General features: G+C 71.2%; 15 protein-coding genes. 5 read left to right on the top strand and 10 right to left on the bottom strand.

The features are described 5' to 3' along the window. A partial coding sequence (locus BGM09_RS36180; protein WP_188285994.1) for an LCP family protein occupies positions 1-1,055 on the top strand: 1,055 nt, incomplete at its 5' end. A gap of 116 nt (positions 1,056-1,171) precedes the next feature. Here BGM09_RS36180 and BGM09_RS36175 read toward each other — a convergent pair. From BGM09_RS36175 to BGM09_RS36160, 4 genes are all read right to left on the bottom strand, one after another. Then, positions 1,172-1,594, bottom strand: a complete 423-nt coding sequence (locus BGM09_RS36175) for a hypothetical protein (protein WP_188285993.1) — start codon at positions 1,592-1,594, stop codon at positions 1,172-1,174. A 167-nt stretch (positions 1,595-1,761) separates the two neighbouring features. Further along, the gene (locus BGM09_RS36170; RefSeq protein ID WP_188285992.1) at positions 1,762-2,457 is read right to left on the bottom strand and encodes an LAETG motif-containing sortase-dependent surface protein; all 696 of its coding nucleotides are present in this window, start codon (positions 2,455-2,457) and stop codon (positions 1,762-1,764) included. 295 nt (positions 2,458-2,752) lie between these two features. After that, a complete protein-coding gene (locus BGM09_RS36165) occupies positions 2,753-3,925 on the bottom strand; it encodes an acyl-CoA dehydrogenase family protein (protein ID WP_188285991.1) in 1,173 nt (390 codons plus the stop codon). Positions 3,926-4,064: 139 nt separating this feature from the next. After that, entirely contained in the window at positions 4,065-5,072 is a 1,008-nt protein-coding gene (locus BGM09_RS36160; RefSeq protein WP_317453030.1) for an LCP family protein, read from the bottom strand. Between the two features lie 419 nt (positions 5,073-5,491). On the opposite strand from BGM09_RS36160, the gene BGM09_RS36155 reads away from it, so the two are divergent. Beyond that, positions 5,492-6,832 (top strand): UDP-glucose dehydrogenase family protein, encoded by a 1,341-nt coding sequence (locus tag BGM09_RS36155; RefSeq protein ID WP_188285989.1) that lies wholly within the window; start codon positions 5,492-5,494, stop codon positions 6,830-6,832. Between the two features lie 80 nt (positions 6,833-6,912). On the opposite strand, the gene BGM09_RS36150 is transcribed toward BGM09_RS36155, so the two are convergent. Next, the gene (locus BGM09_RS36150) at positions 6,913-7,467 is read right to left on the bottom strand and encodes a CGNR zinc finger domain-containing protein (protein ID WP_188285988.1); all 555 of its coding nucleotides are present in this window, start codon (positions 7,465-7,467) and stop codon (positions 6,913-6,915) included. A 124-nt stretch (positions 7,468-7,591) separates the two neighbouring features. On the opposite strand from BGM09_RS36150, the gene BGM09_RS36145 reads away from it, so the two are divergent. Together BGM09_RS36145 and BGM09_RS36140 are read left to right on the top strand one after the other, a co-directional pair. Continuing rightward, positions 7,592-7,960 carry a VOC family protein gene (locus BGM09_RS36145; protein ID WP_188285987.1) on the top strand — a complete coding sequence of 123 codons (369 nt, stop codon included), beginning with the start codon at positions 7,592-7,594 and terminating at the stop codon, positions 7,958-7,960. 341 nt (positions 7,961-8,301) lie between these two features. Continuing rightward, positions 8,302-9,228 carry a YbhN family protein gene (locus tag BGM09_RS36140; RefSeq protein ID WP_317453029.1) on the top strand — a complete coding sequence of 309 codons (927 nt, stop codon included), beginning with the start codon at positions 8,302-8,304 and terminating at the stop codon, positions 9,226-9,228. 229 nt (positions 9,229-9,457) lie between these two features. Here the strand turns inward: BGM09_RS36140 and BGM09_RS36135 are convergent, their stop codons facing one another. The 3 genes from BGM09_RS36135 to BGM09_RS36125 form a co-directional block, all read right to left on the bottom strand. Next, positions 9,458-10,651 (bottom strand): dipeptidase, encoded by a 1,194-nt coding sequence (locus BGM09_RS36135; RefSeq protein WP_188285985.1) that lies wholly within the window; start codon positions 10,649-10,651, stop codon positions 9,458-9,460. 149 nt (positions 10,652-10,800) lie between these two features. Beyond that, positions 10,801-11,340, bottom strand: coding sequence for a 5-(carboxyamino)imidazole ribonucleotide mutase (gene purE / locus BGM09_RS36130; RefSeq protein WP_188285984.1), 540 nt, complete (start codon positions 11,338-11,340; stop codon positions 10,801-10,803). Then, positions 11,333-12,466 (bottom strand): 5-(carboxyamino)imidazole ribonucleotide synthase, encoded by a 1,134-nt coding sequence (locus BGM09_RS36125; protein WP_223188083.1) that lies wholly within the window; start codon positions 12,464-12,466, stop codon positions 11,333-11,335. The genes purE and BGM09_RS36125 overlap by 8 nt, the downstream gene beginning before the upstream one ends. A gap of 311 nt (positions 12,467-12,777) precedes the next feature. On the opposite strand from BGM09_RS36125, the gene BGM09_RS36120 reads away from it, so the two are divergent. Then, positions 12,778-13,344 (top strand): GtrA family protein, encoded by a 567-nt coding sequence (locus BGM09_RS36120; RefSeq protein ID WP_188285982.1) that lies wholly within the window; start codon positions 12,778-12,780, stop codon positions 13,342-13,344. A 95-nt stretch (positions 13,345-13,439) separates the two neighbouring features. Here the strand turns inward: BGM09_RS36120 and BGM09_RS36115 are convergent, their stop codons facing one another. Then, the gene (locus BGM09_RS36115) at positions 13,440-14,708 is read right to left on the bottom strand and encodes a HAMP domain-containing histidine kinase (protein WP_188285981.1); all 1,269 of its coding nucleotides are present in this window, start codon (positions 14,706-14,708) and stop codon (positions 13,440-13,442) included. Between the two features lie 12 nt (positions 14,709-14,720). After that, complete coding sequence (locus BGM09_RS36110; protein WP_188285980.1) at positions 14,721-15,395, bottom strand: response regulator transcription factor; 675 nt, start codon at positions 15,393-15,395, stop codon at positions 14,721-14,723. Positions 15,396-15,645: the final 250 nt, after the last annotated feature.

Raw genomic sequence — 15,645 nt, 5'->3', positions numbered from 1 at the left:
GCCAGGGCGGGGGCGGCTACGGCCCGCCCCCGGCCGGCGGGACCGCGGCCGGCCCCCGCAGGCCGCGCTGGAGCACCCGCAAGAAGATCGGTATCACGGCGCTCGGTCTGGTCGTGGCACTGCTGGTGGTGTCCGTCTCCACGTACTTCTGGGCCGACTCCAAAGTGCGCCGCGAGGTCGACCTGAGCAAGGTCGAGGACCGGCCGCCGACGGGCAAGGGCACCAACTATCTGATCGTCGGTTCTGACAGCCGTGAGGGGCTGACCAAGCAGGACGAGAAGGACCTGCACACCGGCGCCGCGGACGGCCAGCGCACCGACTCCATGATGATCCTGCACACCGGCGGCAACGGGACCACCATGATGAGCCTGCCGCGCGACTCGTACGTCACGATCCCGGCCTTCACCGGCCAGAAGTCGGGCAAGCGGTACGCGGCCTCCACGCACAAGCTGAACCGCGCGTACTCCGACGGCGGCCCCGAGCTGCTGACCCGCACCATCGAGTACAACACCGGCCTGCACATCGACCACTACGCGGAGATCGGCTTCTCCGGGTTCGTGAACCTGGTGAACGCGCTCGGCGGTGTCAACATGTGCCTGGACAAGCCGCTGAAGGACAAGGCGTCCGGCGCCGACTTCTCGGCGGGCTGCCAGAAGCTCAACGGCAAGCAGTCGCTGGCCTTCGTCCGGCAGCGGCACCAGGAGGCCGACCAGGACCTCGGCCGGATGCGCAACCAGCAGAAGTTCCTGTCGACGCTGGCCCACCAGGCGGCCTCGCCGGCGACGGTCCTCAACCCGTTCAAGCTCTACCCGGTGATCGGCTCCGGGCTCGACACGCTCATCGTCGACAAGAAGATGAGCCTGATGAACCTGGCCTCGATGTTCTGGGCCATGAAGGGCGTCACGGGCGGCGACGGCAACTCCGTCACGGTCCCGATCGCCAACGCCAACTACATGACGCCCAACGACGGCGACGCCGTGAAGTGGGACATGACGAAGGCGAAGACGCTCTTCGACGAGCTGAAGAACGACCAGAAGGTGACCGCCACCAAGTAGGTGCCGCGCAGGCACCGACCGGACGGCACACACCCGAAGGCCCCGGCCCCCGCGGCGAATCGTCGCAGCGGGGGCCGGGGCCTTCGGTGACGGTACGGAAGTCTGATGACTCGGGCTCAGACGGCGGCCGGGGCTCCGGTCACGGCGGGCACCCACTGGTCGAGCTCGGTGCGCCAGTAACGGGCCACGTTCAGCCGGGTCGGCTTGGGCTCACCGGGAAGCTGGAACTTCAGCGAGCTCCACAGGGCGTTCCGCTTGACCTCGGACACCAGGCCCGCGGCCTCGGCGCGCGGTATCGCGGCGACGAGCTCCTTCGGGCGGGAGCTCATGCGGCCCGCCTTGTGGAAGACCACGGCCTGCTCGGTGACCGTGACGAAGTAGTACTTCACGAATGCCTGGGCGATCAGGCCGAGCGAGTTGATCAGCCACGGGCTCGGTCCGGTGACCGTGTGGATCGTGGCGATCGGACGGTCTCCCGGGTTGATCTCCGCGATGGCCTGAGCCACCTGCTCCTGCATCGTGGACTTGCGAATGGCCATAAAGGGTCCCCCTGCTTCAGGTGTATGGACGATTGCCGCGACGCCGTCGGATGACGACGGCGTCGCAGCGTATCGCCTGCTGCCTGTCAGGTACGCGCAGGGTTTGCATTGATACACGCCGGTGACGAACGAGACCTCAGCGACGCGTAGTTGGCCGGATCGTGACCTTAGTGACGCGCACCGGCCGTACGACGACGCAGGCCGTAGACGGCGCCGCCGCCGACCACCACGAGCGCGCCGGCGACACCGGCGATCATGCCCGTGTTGCTGCCGCCACCGGTCTCGGCCAGGTCGGTGGTGCCACCGGCCGCGGGCGAGGGAGCGTTGGTGTCGTCAACCGCCGCCGCGCCACTGGTGCTCGGCGTCGCGGTGGGGGTGTCGGACGGGGCCGTCGACGGCGTTTCGGTGGCCGGCGTGGTCGGCGTGTCGGTGGTCGGCGTGTCCGACGGAGTGTCGGTCGGCGGCGTGGTCGGGGTGTCGACCTTGCACGCGGTCTCCGGCGTCGTCACGTCCGTGGTGCCGACCTTCTGGCCGGAAGCCTTCACGACGGTGACCGTGTACGTCGTGGACGGCGACCAGTCGACAGCGAAATTGACGGTGACGCCCTGGCGCGTCCCGGTCAGGTTCTCCTGGTGACCGACCTGGGTCTGCCCCTGCGACACGGTGATGTTCACCAGCGTGTTGGAGTAGTCCTTGTTGGTGACGTCGATCGAGCCCTTGCCGTTGTCGCACGAGGCTTTGGCGGAGAACTCGGAGATGTTGCAAGCGAACGCGTTGCCTGCGACGCCCAGCGCGAGCGCGGCTGCGGCGGAGGCAACACCGATGGTACGCACCGCGATTGCGGTACGGCGGGATATGGACACGTCTTCCCTTCACGGGATCGGATCACAAGCGCGGAAAGGGCACACAAGGGGCGGGATCGAACTCCCGCGCCATCTGTGGCCCTCAAACCTCTACAAGCCGCCGCGTCCGCTTGTCAATTGATCGCAAACCGCCCGCTAAACGGCGCCGGGTGACGATCCCACCCGCCCGAACCACCGGACTACGCCGGATAGCCGGACATAGCGATCTTCCCCCGATCGTTGTACTCGCTCCCCCGAACCGCCTTCTCCCGTCCCCCACTTCACCCCCGCCCCCCACCTATCACCGCACACCGCCCTAGGGGAGGTTTCGCGCCATCACGATGCGCTGGACCTGGTTGGTGCCCTCGTAGATCTGGGTGATTTTGGCGTCGCGCATCATGCGCTCGACGGGGTAGTCGCGGGTGTAGCCGTAGCCGCCGAGGAGTTGGACGGCGTCGGTGGTGATGTCCATGGCGACGTCGGAGGCGTAGCACTTGGCGGCGGCGCCGAAGAAGGTGAGGTCTTCCTCCTTGCCGCCGGCCGAGACGCGTTCGGACTTGGCGGCGGCGGCGTAGGTGAGCTGGCGGGCGGCTTCGAGCTTCATGGCCATGTCGGCGAGCATGAACTGGATGCCCTGGAATTCGGCGATGGCCTTGCCGAACTGCTGGCGTTCCCTGACGTAGCCCTTGGCGTAGTCGAGGGCGCCCTGGGCGATGCCGATGGCCTGGGCGGCGATGGTGATACGGGTGTGGTCGAGGGTCTTCATGGCGGTGGCGAAGCCGGTGCCCTCGGCGCCGATCATGCGGTCGGCGGGGATGCGGACGTTGTCGAAGTAGACCTCGCGGGTCGGGGAGCCCTTGATGCCGAGTTTCTTCTCCGGCGCCCCGAAGGAGACGCCCTCGTCGCCCTTCTCGACCACGAACGCGGAGATGCCCTTGGAGCGCTTGTCGGGGTCCGTGACGGCCATGACCGTGTAGAACTCGGAGACGCCCGCGTTGGTGATCCAGCGCTTGACGCCGTTGAGCACGAAGGTGTCGCCGTCGCGCACCGCGCGGGTCTTCATGCCCGCCGCGTCCGAGCCGGCCTCGGGCTCGGACAGCGCGTACGAGAACATGCCCTCCTTGCGCGCCAGGGCGCCGAGGTACCTCGTCTTCAGCTCCTCGGAGCCGGAGAGCTGTACGGGCAGCGAGCCGAGCTTGTTGACCGCGGGGATGAGGGAGGAGGAGGCGCAGACCCGCGCCACCTCCTCGATCACGATGACCGTGGACAGCGCGTCCGCGCCCGAGCCGTCGTACGCCTCGGGGACGTGGATCGCGTGCAGGTCGTTGGCCTCCAGCGCGTCACGGGCCTCCTGCGGGAAGCGGCCCTGTTCGTCCACCTCGGCCGCGAACGGTGCGATCTTCGCCTCCGCGAGGGAGCGGACCGCGTCCCGGAGCATGTCGTGCTCCTCGGACGTACGGAAAAGGTCGAAGTCGGAGGATCCGGCCAAGGTGTCTCACTCCCCGAGTGCAGTGCTAACTACCGTTAAGTAACCCAATGATCCTAGGCCCGCGCCCGCAGCGCCACCTACGTGACGTTCATGACACCCGCGGGACACCTCACGACGCCTCACAACGCCTCACGCCGCCTCACGACACCTTGTCGCCGAGCCGGTCGACGGTGTTGTTCGCGAGGTAGTCGCTCATCGTGTCGTTGCGGAGCGCCTGCCACAGCTCGGAGGAGCCGTTGGCGTCCAGCAGCACCACGGACTGCTTCTTGATGGTGTCGAAGCCGGAGATCGGCGCGTTCATGAACACCATGTCCGAGGAGCGCACATCGCGCATGTTCCAGACCAGGTCGCGCAGATCGCCGTTGGACAGCTTGTCGTCCACGCTCACCACGGACGTCACCTGGTCCAGGGTCCGCTTCAGCTTGAGCGGGTTGGAGAAGGTGCCGCCGGAGAGCATCTTGGACAGCACGGCCCGCAGGAAATTCTGCTGCCGGTGCGTACGGTCCAGGTCGCCGCGCGGCAGACCGTAGCGCTCGCGTACGTAGTCGAGGGCGTCGTCACCGTTCATGTGGTGGGGGCCGGCCGTCCAGACCCCGCCGGGGCCGTTGCGGCGGTCGACCGTCTTGTCGACGGTGATGTCCACGCCGCCGACCGCGTTGGTCAGATTCTTGAAGCCGCTCCAGTCGATCACCGCGAGGTGGTCGACCTTCACCTTGGTGAGCCGCTGCACGGTGTCGATCAGCAGCGGCGGGCCGCCCCAGGAGAAGGCCGCGTTCAGCTTCGCCTGGCCGTGGCCCGGGATGCTCACCCAGGAGTCGCGCGGCAGCGAGACGACGTACGCGTGTCTGTGGTCGGCGGGCAGGTGCACCAGCATCATCGTGTCGCTGCGCTGGGCGCCCGGCTTCCACTCCGGCGCCTTGGCGTCCTTGCCAGTGGTCGGCAGGTCGGACCTGGCGTCCAGGCCGACCAGCAGGAAGGTCTGGCTGCCGCTCTTGGACGCCTGCGGCTGCGCGGCGGCCGGTACGTCGGTCGGGAAGGCGTTCGGGATGCGCTCGACGCGGCCGGTGTAGTGCTGGAAGGCCCAGTAGGCGGTGCCGACGACCAGCAGCACACCGGTGCAGAGCAGGATCACGGCCGTGTACAGCACGCGGCGGGTACGGCGACGGCGCCGGGTCGTGCGCGCCGGGCTGTCGGGGCCGTCAGGGTTGTCGGGGCCGTCAGGGCCGTCAGGACCGTCAGGCTCAGGGCCGTCCTCCGAATCCGGCTCCGGATTCAGTCCCGGTTCGGACCCCGGCTCGCGCCCGACGGCCGACATCCGCCCCGGTATCCCCTCCGGTTCCGGTGAACGTCCCTGGTCCGGCCCCAGGTCCGGCCGCTGATCCGGCGTCGTCACGTCCGTTCCGGTCGGGACCGTCCCCTCGTCCGTCCCGCCGCCTCTGCCGCTCGCGTCACCCACGATTGCACCCCACCCCTCGACCCACCCCTTGGATATCTGCACGCATTGTGGACCCCCGGCCCCCCGACCACCCACTATTTGGTCCGCGCGGTCCCCACTATGCTCTGCGCATGCCTCTGAAGCTCACTGTCATCGGCACCGGTTATCTCGGCGCCACCCATGCCGCCGCGATGGCCGAGCTCGGTTTCGACGTGCTCGGCCTCGACATCGTGCCGAGCAAGATCGAGATGCTGTCGCAGGGGCGCGTCCCCATGTACGAGCCGGGCCTGGAGGAAATGCTCGCGAGACATGTGGCCGGGATCGAGGGGTCCAGCGGGCGGCTGCGCTTCACCACCTCCTGGGAGGAGGTCGCCGAGTTCGGCGACGTCCACTTCGTCTGCGTCAACACCCCGCAGAAGCACGGCGAGTACGCCTGCGACATGAGCTACGTGGAGAGCGCCTTCGCCTCGCTGGCCCCGCATCTGCGGCGCCCCGCGCTGGTGGTCGGCAAGTCCACCGTGCCGGTGGGCAGCGCGGCCGGGCTGGCGGAGCGGCTGCGCGAGACGGCCCCGGCGGGCGCGGACGCGGAGCTGGCGTGGAACCCGGAGTTCCTGCGCGAGGGCTTCGCGGTGCAGGACACGCTGCACCCGGACCGGATCGTGGTCGGCGTGACCAGCGAGCGCGCCGAGTCAGTCCTTCGGGAGGTTTACGCCGGACCGCTCGCAGAAGGCACGCCGTTCATCGTCACGGACTACCCGACGGCCGAACTCGTCAAGACCGCGGCCAATGCCTTCCTCGCCACCAAGATCTCCTTCATCAACGCCATGGCCGAGGTCAGCGAGGCGGGCGGCGGCGATGTCGCCAAGCTCGCCGAGGCGATCGGGCACGACGACCGGATCGGCCACAAATTCCTCAGGGCCGGGATCGGCTTCGGCGGCGGCTGTCTGCCCAAGGACATCCGCGCGTTCATGGCGCGCGCCGGTGAGCTGGGCGCCGACCAGGCGCTGACTTTCCTTCGGGAGGTCGACTCGATCAACATGCGGCGCCGCACCAGCATGGTGGAGATGGCCCGCGAGGCGGTCGGCGGCAGCCTGCTCGGCCGCCGGATCGCCGTGCTGGGCGCGACCTTCAAGCCGGACTCCGACGACGTCCGCGACTCCCCCGCCCTCAATGTGGCGGGCCAGATACACCTCCAGGGCGGCCAGGTCACGGTCTACGACCCGAAGGGCATGGAGAACGCCAAGCAGCTCTTCCCGACCCTGCGTTACGCCCCCACGCCGCTGGACGCCGTCCGCGGCGCCGACCTCGTACTGCACCTGACCGAGTGGCGGGAATTCCGCGAGCTGGACACCGCCGCCCTCGCCGACGTGGCCCGCGAGCGGCACATCCTCGACGGCCGCAACGCGCTCGACCCCACGGTCTGGCGCAAGGCCGGCTGGACCTACCGCGCGATGGGCCGCCCCTCCGCGTAACCGACGACACCCGCAGGGCCCGTACGCGACCGCGCCGCGTACGGGCCCTCGTATGTGACCAGGTGTGCAGGTGTGCAGCCTCAGTGCGTACGGCTGCGGTACGCCCGCATCTTGGCGCGGCTGCCGCAGATCGCCATCGTGCACCAGCGGCTGCGGCCCGAGGGGCTGCGGTCGTAGTAGACCCAGCGGCAGGTGTCGGCCGCGCACGCCTTGAGGCGGGGCCAGGTGCCGTCGGCGACGGCCGCGGCGACGGCGGCGGCGACGCGGGCGGTGAGGGCCGGGGGCCCGGTCAGGCCGGGGGCGGGGCGTACGGCGGCGGCGCCCTCGGCGTCGACGGTCAGGTGCAGCGGCGCGCGGGAGAGCAGGCGTTCCAGCGCTTCCAGGGTGGCGGGCGACAGGTCGACGCCCGCGTGGGCCTGGCAGACGTCGCGCAGCGCCTCGCGCAGGACGAGGACGTCGGCGAGCCCTCCGGGACCGAAGCCGGGCCCCTCGATGCCGCGCTCCCCCGCCCAGGCGGCCAGCTCCGCCGGCGTGCGCAGCGCGTCGTCGCCGCTCTCCAGGTCGACGGTGTTGACCAGGTCCTGGACCAGCCGCAGCGGTCCAGGCGCGGGACTGCGTTCTCCGGGCTGCTCCACCCTTGAAACGTTACCGCCACTCCGCCATGATGAAGTAACCGTTACCGGCTGATCGGCTTTACAGGTAACCCGCACCGGTCGTGCGTGCCGGTGCACGACGGCCCATCACGAGAGGAATCCCGTCATGATCGGCACCTTGGGCGCGGTCGTCCTGGACTGTCCCGACCCGCGCGCGCTGGCCGCCTTCTACGCCGAACTGGTCGGCGGCACGGTCGACGCGTCGGAGGACGACTGGGTCGACCTCAACCGCGAGGGCGGCCAGCGCCTGTCCTTCCAGCTCGACCGGGCCCACCGGGCGCCCCGGTGGCCCGACCCCGAGCGGCCCCAGCAGTTCCACCTCGACATCGCCGTGGAGCGCGCCGCGATGGACAGCGCGGAAAAGCAGGTGCTCGCGCTGGGCGCGACGCTCCTGGAGGGCGACCTGGACGGCGCGCGCAACTGGCGCGTGTACGCGGACCCCGCCGGGCACCCGTTCTGCCTCTGCGCCTGCTGAACAGCCCTCCTCCCGCGGCGGCCCCGCCGCCGTCGCCCCGCGGTCACCGCTCCGCCCCCTGGTCATCGGCCGTCCGACGCCCGGACGTATTCCGGCCGTTGCATCCTGCTCGCGGTACTACGATCCGGTAGGCGCGTGACTGGCGGGGACGACCGAGAGCGGTGGCCATGCTCCGAACTCCACTGCGGCTGCGGGCTTCCCTGCGACGACCACCGGGGGAAGCCGCACCACTGGAGCAGCGAGAACGGATACATCAGGGGGAAGAACGGCGGGAAGAGGGGGACGCCGGAGAGGGGGACGCCGGAGAAGCGGCCGGGCGACCGGCCCGCAGGCGTACGCGGGTGCCGTGGCGCACCCTGGCCGGGCTCATACCCGTGCTGCTCGTCGGCGGCTGGATGTCGCAGCACTGGTCGCTGATCGAGACCGGCTGCCGTGACCTGCTGGCGGCCCACCGCGGCTGGCTGCTGGCCGCGCTCGCGGCGACCGGCCTCGGCTGGGTGGCCAACGCCGTGGCCCGGCAGGGCACGGTGCTCGAACCGCTGCCGCCCGCCCGCCTGTTGGCCACCCAGTTCGCCGCGTCGGCCGCGGGACAGCTCGCCCCCGCCGGGATCGGCGCGAGCGCGGTCAATCTGCGCTTTCTGCGCACCCAGGGCCTGCCGCTGCTCCGGTCGTCGGCCGCCCTCGCGCTGTACTCGCTGGCGGAGTCCATCGGCCGGGTGACGCTGCTGCTGGTGCTGCTCGCGCTCTTCCCGCACGCGCTGCACCCGCACGGCCTGCTGCCCGACGGCAACGCGCTGCTGCTCTTCGGGCTGCTGGCCGTTCTCGTCCTCGGCGCGGCGGCGCTCGCCCTGGCGCTGCTCCGGCCGCTGCGCCGTACGATCCGCGACTTCCTGGCGGCGGCGCTCACCGACGCACGCACGCTGCACACCCGGCCGTCGCGCGCGCTCGCGCTGTGGGGCGGCTCACTGGCCTTCCCGGCGCTCCAGGCCGCCGGTCTCGCCGCGATCACGCTCGCGCTGGGGATACCGGTCGCCGCCGCGCACGTCGCGCTCGCGTATCTGGTCGCCACGTGTCTGGCGGCGGCCGTGCCGACGCCCGGCGGGATCGGGTCGGTCGACGCGGCGCTCGCCCTGGCCCTGGTGGCGGCGGGCGCCTCGACGACCGCCGCCGCCTCCGCCGTACTCGGCTACCGCATCGTCACGGTCTGGTTGCCGCTGGTGCCCGCCGCGCTGACGCTGGGCGCGCTGGTGCGGCGCAAGGTGCTCTGACGCCGTCCGGCGCAGGTCGGCACGCTGGGGGGGTGGCTGCCCGCCCCGAAACCGCCTCCCCCGGCCGGGAACCGGTGCCCGGCACCGCACGGATCCACGCGACCGGTCCGCCCACCACGAATCCGGCCTACGGCCCATGGACCACGCCCCGGCCGGGAACCGATGCCCCGCACCGCGCGGGCCGACGCGGCGGCGCGCCCCGGCCGCACGGCCCCGGATGCTGCCCGCGTCAACCCCGCGGGCCGTCCAGGGCCGCGATCGTCGCCGTCGAGGGGCCGCGCCGTCCGCGCAGGACAGCGGCGGCCGACTCGGCCTCGCGCAGCACTCGTACCGCGTTCCGCCAGGTCAGCTTGGCGATGTCCGGGTCGGACCAGCCGCGGGTGAGCAGTTCGGCGATCAGGTGCGGGTAGCCGGAGACGTCGGCGAGGCCGTCGGGGGTGAAGGCCGTGCCGTCGTAGTCGCCGCCGATGCCGATGTGGTCGACGCCCGCGACGGCCCGCATGTGGTCGAGGTGGTCGGCGACGGTGGCCGCGGTGGCGACCGGGCGCGGGTGGGCGGCCTCGTACGCGCGCTGCACGGCCATGCCGTCCGGGGTGGTGTCGAGGTGGTGCAGGCCGTGGGCGCGCATGTTCTCGTCCGCCGCCGCGGTCCACTCGATGGCGGCGGGCAGGATGAACTTGGGCACGAAGGTCGCCATCGCGACACCGCCGTTGGCGGGCAGCGCGGCCAGTACGTCGTCGGGGATATTGCGCACGTGGTCGCAGACGGCGCGGGACGAGGAGTGCGAGAAGAGCACCGGGGCCTCGGCGACCCGCAGCGCGGCGCGCATGGTGTCGGGCGAGACGTGGGAGAGGTCCACCAGCATCCCGAGCCGGTTCATCTCGCGCACGACCTCCTCGCCGAAGGCGGTGAGGCCGCCCGCGACGGGTTTGTCGGTCGCCGAGTCCGCCCACGGGGTGTTGTCGTTGTGCGTGAGCGTCATGTAGCGGACGCCGAGGTCGTACAGGCCGCGCAGCGTCCCCAGCGAGCAGTCGATGGAGTGGCCGCCCTCGGCGCCCATCAGGGAGGCGATCCTGCCCTCGGTACGGGCGGTCTCCATGTCGTCGGCGGTCAGCGCGAGCCGCAGGTCGGCCGGGTAGCGGTCGGCCAGCCGCCGTACGACGTCGATCTGTTCGAGGGTCGCGGTGACGGCCGCGCCGCCGGTCAGCTCCACCGACACGTACACCGACCAGAACTGCGCGCCGACGCCGCCCGCCCGCAGCCGCGGGATGTCGGTGTGCAGCCGGTCGCTCTGGTCGGCGGCGATGTCGAGCCGGTCGAGGTCGTACGCCACCTGCTCGCGCAGCGCCCACGGCAGGTCGTTGTGCCCGTCCACCACGGGGTGGGCGGCGAGCAGTTCGCGGGCGTGCGTCAGGTGGTCCACGTCGTACCTCCGGGTGGGGAGCGGGTGTTGGCGTCGGCGGCCGGGAGCCGGGGCGGCGGGCCTTGCGGGCAGTGCGGGCCTAGCGGACCTTGCGGGCCTAGCGGACCTTGCGGGCAGTGCGGGGCCTACGGGCCTACGGGCCTTGCGGGTTAGAAGCCGAAGCCGCCCGCGCCCTTCGCCTTCGCGCGCAGCCGCTTGCCCTTCTCCGTCGCCTGCTCGTTGAGCGACCGCTGGAACTCCCGCATCCGGGTGCGGAGTTCGGGGTCGTGGGCGGCGAGGATGCGGATGGCGAGCAGCCCGGCGTTGCGGGCGCCCGCGACCGAGACGGTGGCGACCGGGACGCCCGCGGGCATCTGGACGATGGACAGCAGCGAGTCCATGCCGTCGAGGTACTTCAGCGGCACGGGCACGCCGATGACCGGCAGCGGGGTGACGGAGGCGAGCATGCCCGGCAGGTGGGCCGCGCCGCCCGCGCCCGCGATGACGGCCTTCAGGCCGCGGCCGTCGGCCTGCTCGCCGTACGCGATCATCTCGTGCGGCATGCGGTGCGCGGAGACCACGTCGACCTCGTAGGGCACCTCGAATTCGGCGAGGATCTGCGCGGCGGCCTCCATGACCTCCCAGTCGGAGTCCGAGCCCATCACGACACCGACCAGCGGGCTCCCGGCGGAAGCGGCGGGGTTACTCATCGATCGTTCCTCGCAGATAGTCGGCCGCGTGCCGGGCGCGCTCGCGCACGTCCGCCAGGTCGTCGCCGTAGGTGTTGACGTGACCGACCTTGCGGCCGGGCTTCACGTCCTTGCCGTACATGTGGATCTTCAGCCCCGGGTCACGGGCCATGCAGTGCAGGTAGGCCGCGTACATGTCGGGGAAGTCGCCGCCGAGCACGTTGGCCATCACCGTCCAGCGGGCGCGCGGGCGCGGGTCGCCGAGCGGCAGGTCCAGGACGGCGCGCAGGTGGTTGGCGAACTGCGAGGTGACGGCGCCGTCCATGGTCCAGTGACCGCTGTTGTGCGGGCGCATCGCCAGCTCGTTCACCAAGATGGCGGAGCCGCCGTCGGCGGCGCGGGTCTCGAACAGCTCCACCGCGAGGTGGCCGACCACGCCCAGCTCGCGCGCCACGGTCAGCGCGAGCTGCTGGGCCCGCGCGGACAGGGCGTCGGACAGGCCGGGCGCGGGCGCGATCACGGTGTCGCACACCCCGTCGACCTGCACGGACTCCACGACCGGGTACGCGACGGCCTGGCCGTGCGGCGACCGCACGACATTGGCGGCCAGCTCCCGTACGAAGTCCACCTTCTCCTCGGCGAGCACCGGGACGCCCGCGCGGAAGGGCTCGGCGGCGTCGGCCTCGGAGCGGGCGATCCACACGCCCTTGCCGTCGTAGCCGCCGCGCACGGTCTTCAGGACCACCGGGTAGCCCCCGGCCTGCTCCTGCGCGAACCGGGTGACGTCGGCGGGGTCGGTGACGATCCGGTTGACCGGGCAGGGCACGCCGATCTCGGCGAGGCGGGCGCGCATGACGCCCTTGTCCTGGGCGTGCACCAGCGCGTCGGGCCCCGGGCGTACGACGACGCCGTCCGCCTCCAGGGCGCGCAGGTGCTCGGCCGGTACGTGCTCGTGGTCGAACGTCAGCACGTCGCACCCCTGGGCGAAGGCCCGCAGGGTCGCGAGGTCGCGGTAGTCACCCACGGTCACGTCGGCGACCACCTGGGCCGCCGAGTCCTGCGGGGTGTCGCTGAGAATCCTGAACCTGACGCCGAGCGGGATGCCCGCCTCGTGGGTCATGCGGGCGAGCTGGCCGCCGCCGATCATGCCGACTACCGGGAATGTCACGTTTTTTCCTGCCGGAGGTGCGCGGGCTGGTACTCGTAGGGGGTGCCACCAGGATATCCGCCACGCGGGGACACGAATGACCGGCTCCGATCGACGTAGCTCCGTAGGGCACGGTTAACATGTGGTGAAGACAACGCGGGAAACGCGGGGGCACCACTGGCGGCCCCTCGTCACCCGGTTCTCAGCCGGTTACACCCCCTCACGACCCCGTCACCACCCCCTCACCACCCCGTTCCCACCCATGACGGCACCCGCCCCCCACCTTCCACAGACAGGGCCGAGCGATCACCATGAGCGGACTGCAAGAGCTGCGTTCCCGGCTGCGGCTGTTGTACCGCGAGATCGCGAAGTTCGGGGTCGTCGGCGGCGCCGGTGTGCTGGTCAACATCGGGGTGTTCAACCTGGTGCGGCACAGCACCGAGCTCCAGACCGTACGGGCCAGCATCCTGGCGACCGTGGTGTCCATCGCCTTCAACTACGTGGGCTTCCGGTACTTCACCTACCGTGACCGCGACAAGGCGGGCCGCACGAAGGAGCTCAGCCTCTTTCTCTTCTTCAGCGCCATCGGCCTGGTGATCGAGAACGGCGTGCTCTACACGGCGGTGTACGGCTTCGGCTGGGACAGCTCGCTCCAGGCCAATATCTTCAAATTCGTCGGCATCGGCGTGGCCACGCTCTTCCGCTTCTGGTCCTACCGGACCTGGGTCTTCCGGGCGCTGCCCGCGCGCGAGGCCGTGGAGCAGGCCGAGGCGTTCCTGGCCGACGGCAAGGCGACGAAGGCGTCCGGCGCGACCGCCAGCGCCGCTGTCAGGGCCCGGCAGGCCGCGGCGGCCAGGGAAGACGACCGCTTCAACTGATCGGCGGTGCTGAGCGGCGGTCCTAGCCCGCAACCGCCTCGGCCGCCTCGGTTCACGACGTCCTCAGCCCACGGCATCGTCAGTTCACGACGTCCTCAGTTCACGACGTCCGCGCGGGGCGGCGGCGGCAGGATCTCGCGGGACAGGAAGAGCGCGAAGACCGGGGGCCGCTGCTGGAGCAGTTCCAGCCGTCCGCCGTCCGCCTCCGCCAGGTCGCGGGCGACCGCGAGGCCGAGCCCGGTGGAGTTGCGCCCGCTGACCGTCCGCTCGAAGACCCGCCCGCCGAGGTCCGGCGGCACGCCCTGCCCGTCGTCGGTGACCTCCACGACGGCCTGGTTGCCGGTGACACGGGTGTGCAGGGCGACGGTGCCCGCGCCGTGCATCAGCGAGTTCTCGATCAGCGTGGCGAGCACCTGCGCGACCGCGCCGGGGGTGCCGACCGCGCGCAGTCCCCGGGTGCCGGAGCGGGCGATGGTCCGGTTCTCGTTCTGGTACGCGGGCCGCCACTCCTCGACCTGCTGCTTGATCACCTCGTCGAGGTCGAAGTCGACGGCGGAGCCGCTGCGCGGGTCGCGGGCGTTGGTCAGCAGCCGCTGCACGACGTCGGTGAGCCGCTCGACCTGGCCGAGCGCGATCGTCGCCTCCTCCTTGACCGTCTCCTGGTCGTCGGCGGTCGCCACGATCTCCTCAAGCCGCATGGACAGCGCGGTCAGCGGCGTACGGAGCTGGTGGGAGGCGTCGGCCGCGAGCCGTCGTTCCGCGGTGAGCATCCGGCCGATCCGGTCGGCGCTGGCGTCCAGGACGTCGGCGATCCGGTCCAGTTCCGGGACGCCGTAGCGGCGGTGCCGGGGGCGCGGATCGCCCGAGCCGAGCCGCTCGGCGGTCTCGGCGAGGTCGGTGAGCGGGCTGACCAGCCGGCGGGCCTGGAGGACGGCCAGTATCACGGCGGCCAGCACCGCGAGCAGCGCGACCGCCAGGATCACCAGCAGGGTGCGGCCGATCTCCTGGCTGACCTTGGAGCGCGGCTCCTCGACCAGCACTTTCTCGCCGTGGCCGCCGGACTGCCGGGACGCCAGCACCCGCCCCTTCGGCTTGTCGCCGAGCGTGACCTCGGGGTGGCCGGGCACCTGCACCACCGCGTAACGGTCGGCGGCGATCTGCCGGTCCAGACCCTTGGCGGTGATGCTCTCCCCGGCCAGGATGCGGTTCTCCACGATGCCGACCAGGCGCACCGCCTCGGAGTCCACGCTCTCCTGGGCGCTGCTCTCGATCGTCCGGGTCTCCACGATGACCAAGGAGATCCCGAAGACGGCGATGACGACGAGCACCACGGCCAGCGTGGAGGAGATCAGACGGCGGCGCATGGAGCCTGCGTATCAGTTCTTCTCGAACCGGAAGCCGACGCCGCGCACGGTGGAGATGTAGCGGGGGCTGGCCGCGTCGTCGCCGAGCTTCTTGCGCAGCCACGAGATGTGCATGTCCAGCGTCTTGGTCGAGGACCACCAGGTGGTGTCCCAGACCTCGCGCATGAGCTGCTCCCGCGTGACGACCCGGCCCGCGTCGCGTACGAGCACGCGCAGCAGGTCGAACTCCTTGGCGGTGAGCTGGAGCTCGTCGTCGCCCATCCACGCCCGGTGCGACTCGACGTCGATCCGGACGCCGTGGGTGGCGGGCTGGGTGGACTCGGTGGTGCCGCGGCGCAGCAGCGCCCGCACCCGGGCCAGCAGTTCCGCCAGGCGGAACGGCTTGGTGACGTAGTCGTCGGCGCCGGCGTCCAGGCCGACGACGGTGTCGACCTCGTCGGCCCGCGCGGTGAGGACCAGCACCGGGAAGGTGTGTCCCTCGGTACGGATCCTGCGGCACACATCGAGGCCGTCCATGCCGGGCAGGCCCAGGTCGAGCACCACCAGATCGACGGCGCCGAGGAGTGCCGTCTCCAGAGCGGTGGGTCCGTCCTCGCGCACCTCGACCTCGTAGCCCTCGCGGCGCAGTGCGCGCGCGAGCGGTTCCGAGATGGATGCGTCGTCCTCGGCGAGAAGTACGCGGGTCATGAGCTTGATGGTAGTCCGCACCGGCCGCCGTGGAGGCGGTGGTACGAACAGCCGCCCCGCGCAACCCGCCGCGCCCCCCACCGCGGCTCCTGTCACCGCTCCTGTCACGGGGCTGCGGGAGGGGTGACGACGAGGGGCGATGACCGCCGGGGAACACGCGAGCGGACCCCGTCACATCGGGGAAAGCGGGCACTCCCGGCCGGTGGGCCTCGCCCGCTGGTTTCAGCTCTCCTCGTTGTGCGATATTGGA

Source organism: Streptomyces sp. CBMA29, from assembly GCF_014596445.1.
Lineage (GTDB): Bacteria > Actinomycetota > Actinomycetes > Streptomycetales > Streptomycetaceae > Actinacidiphila.
This window is presented reverse-complemented; position numbering and strand designations above follow the sequence as displayed.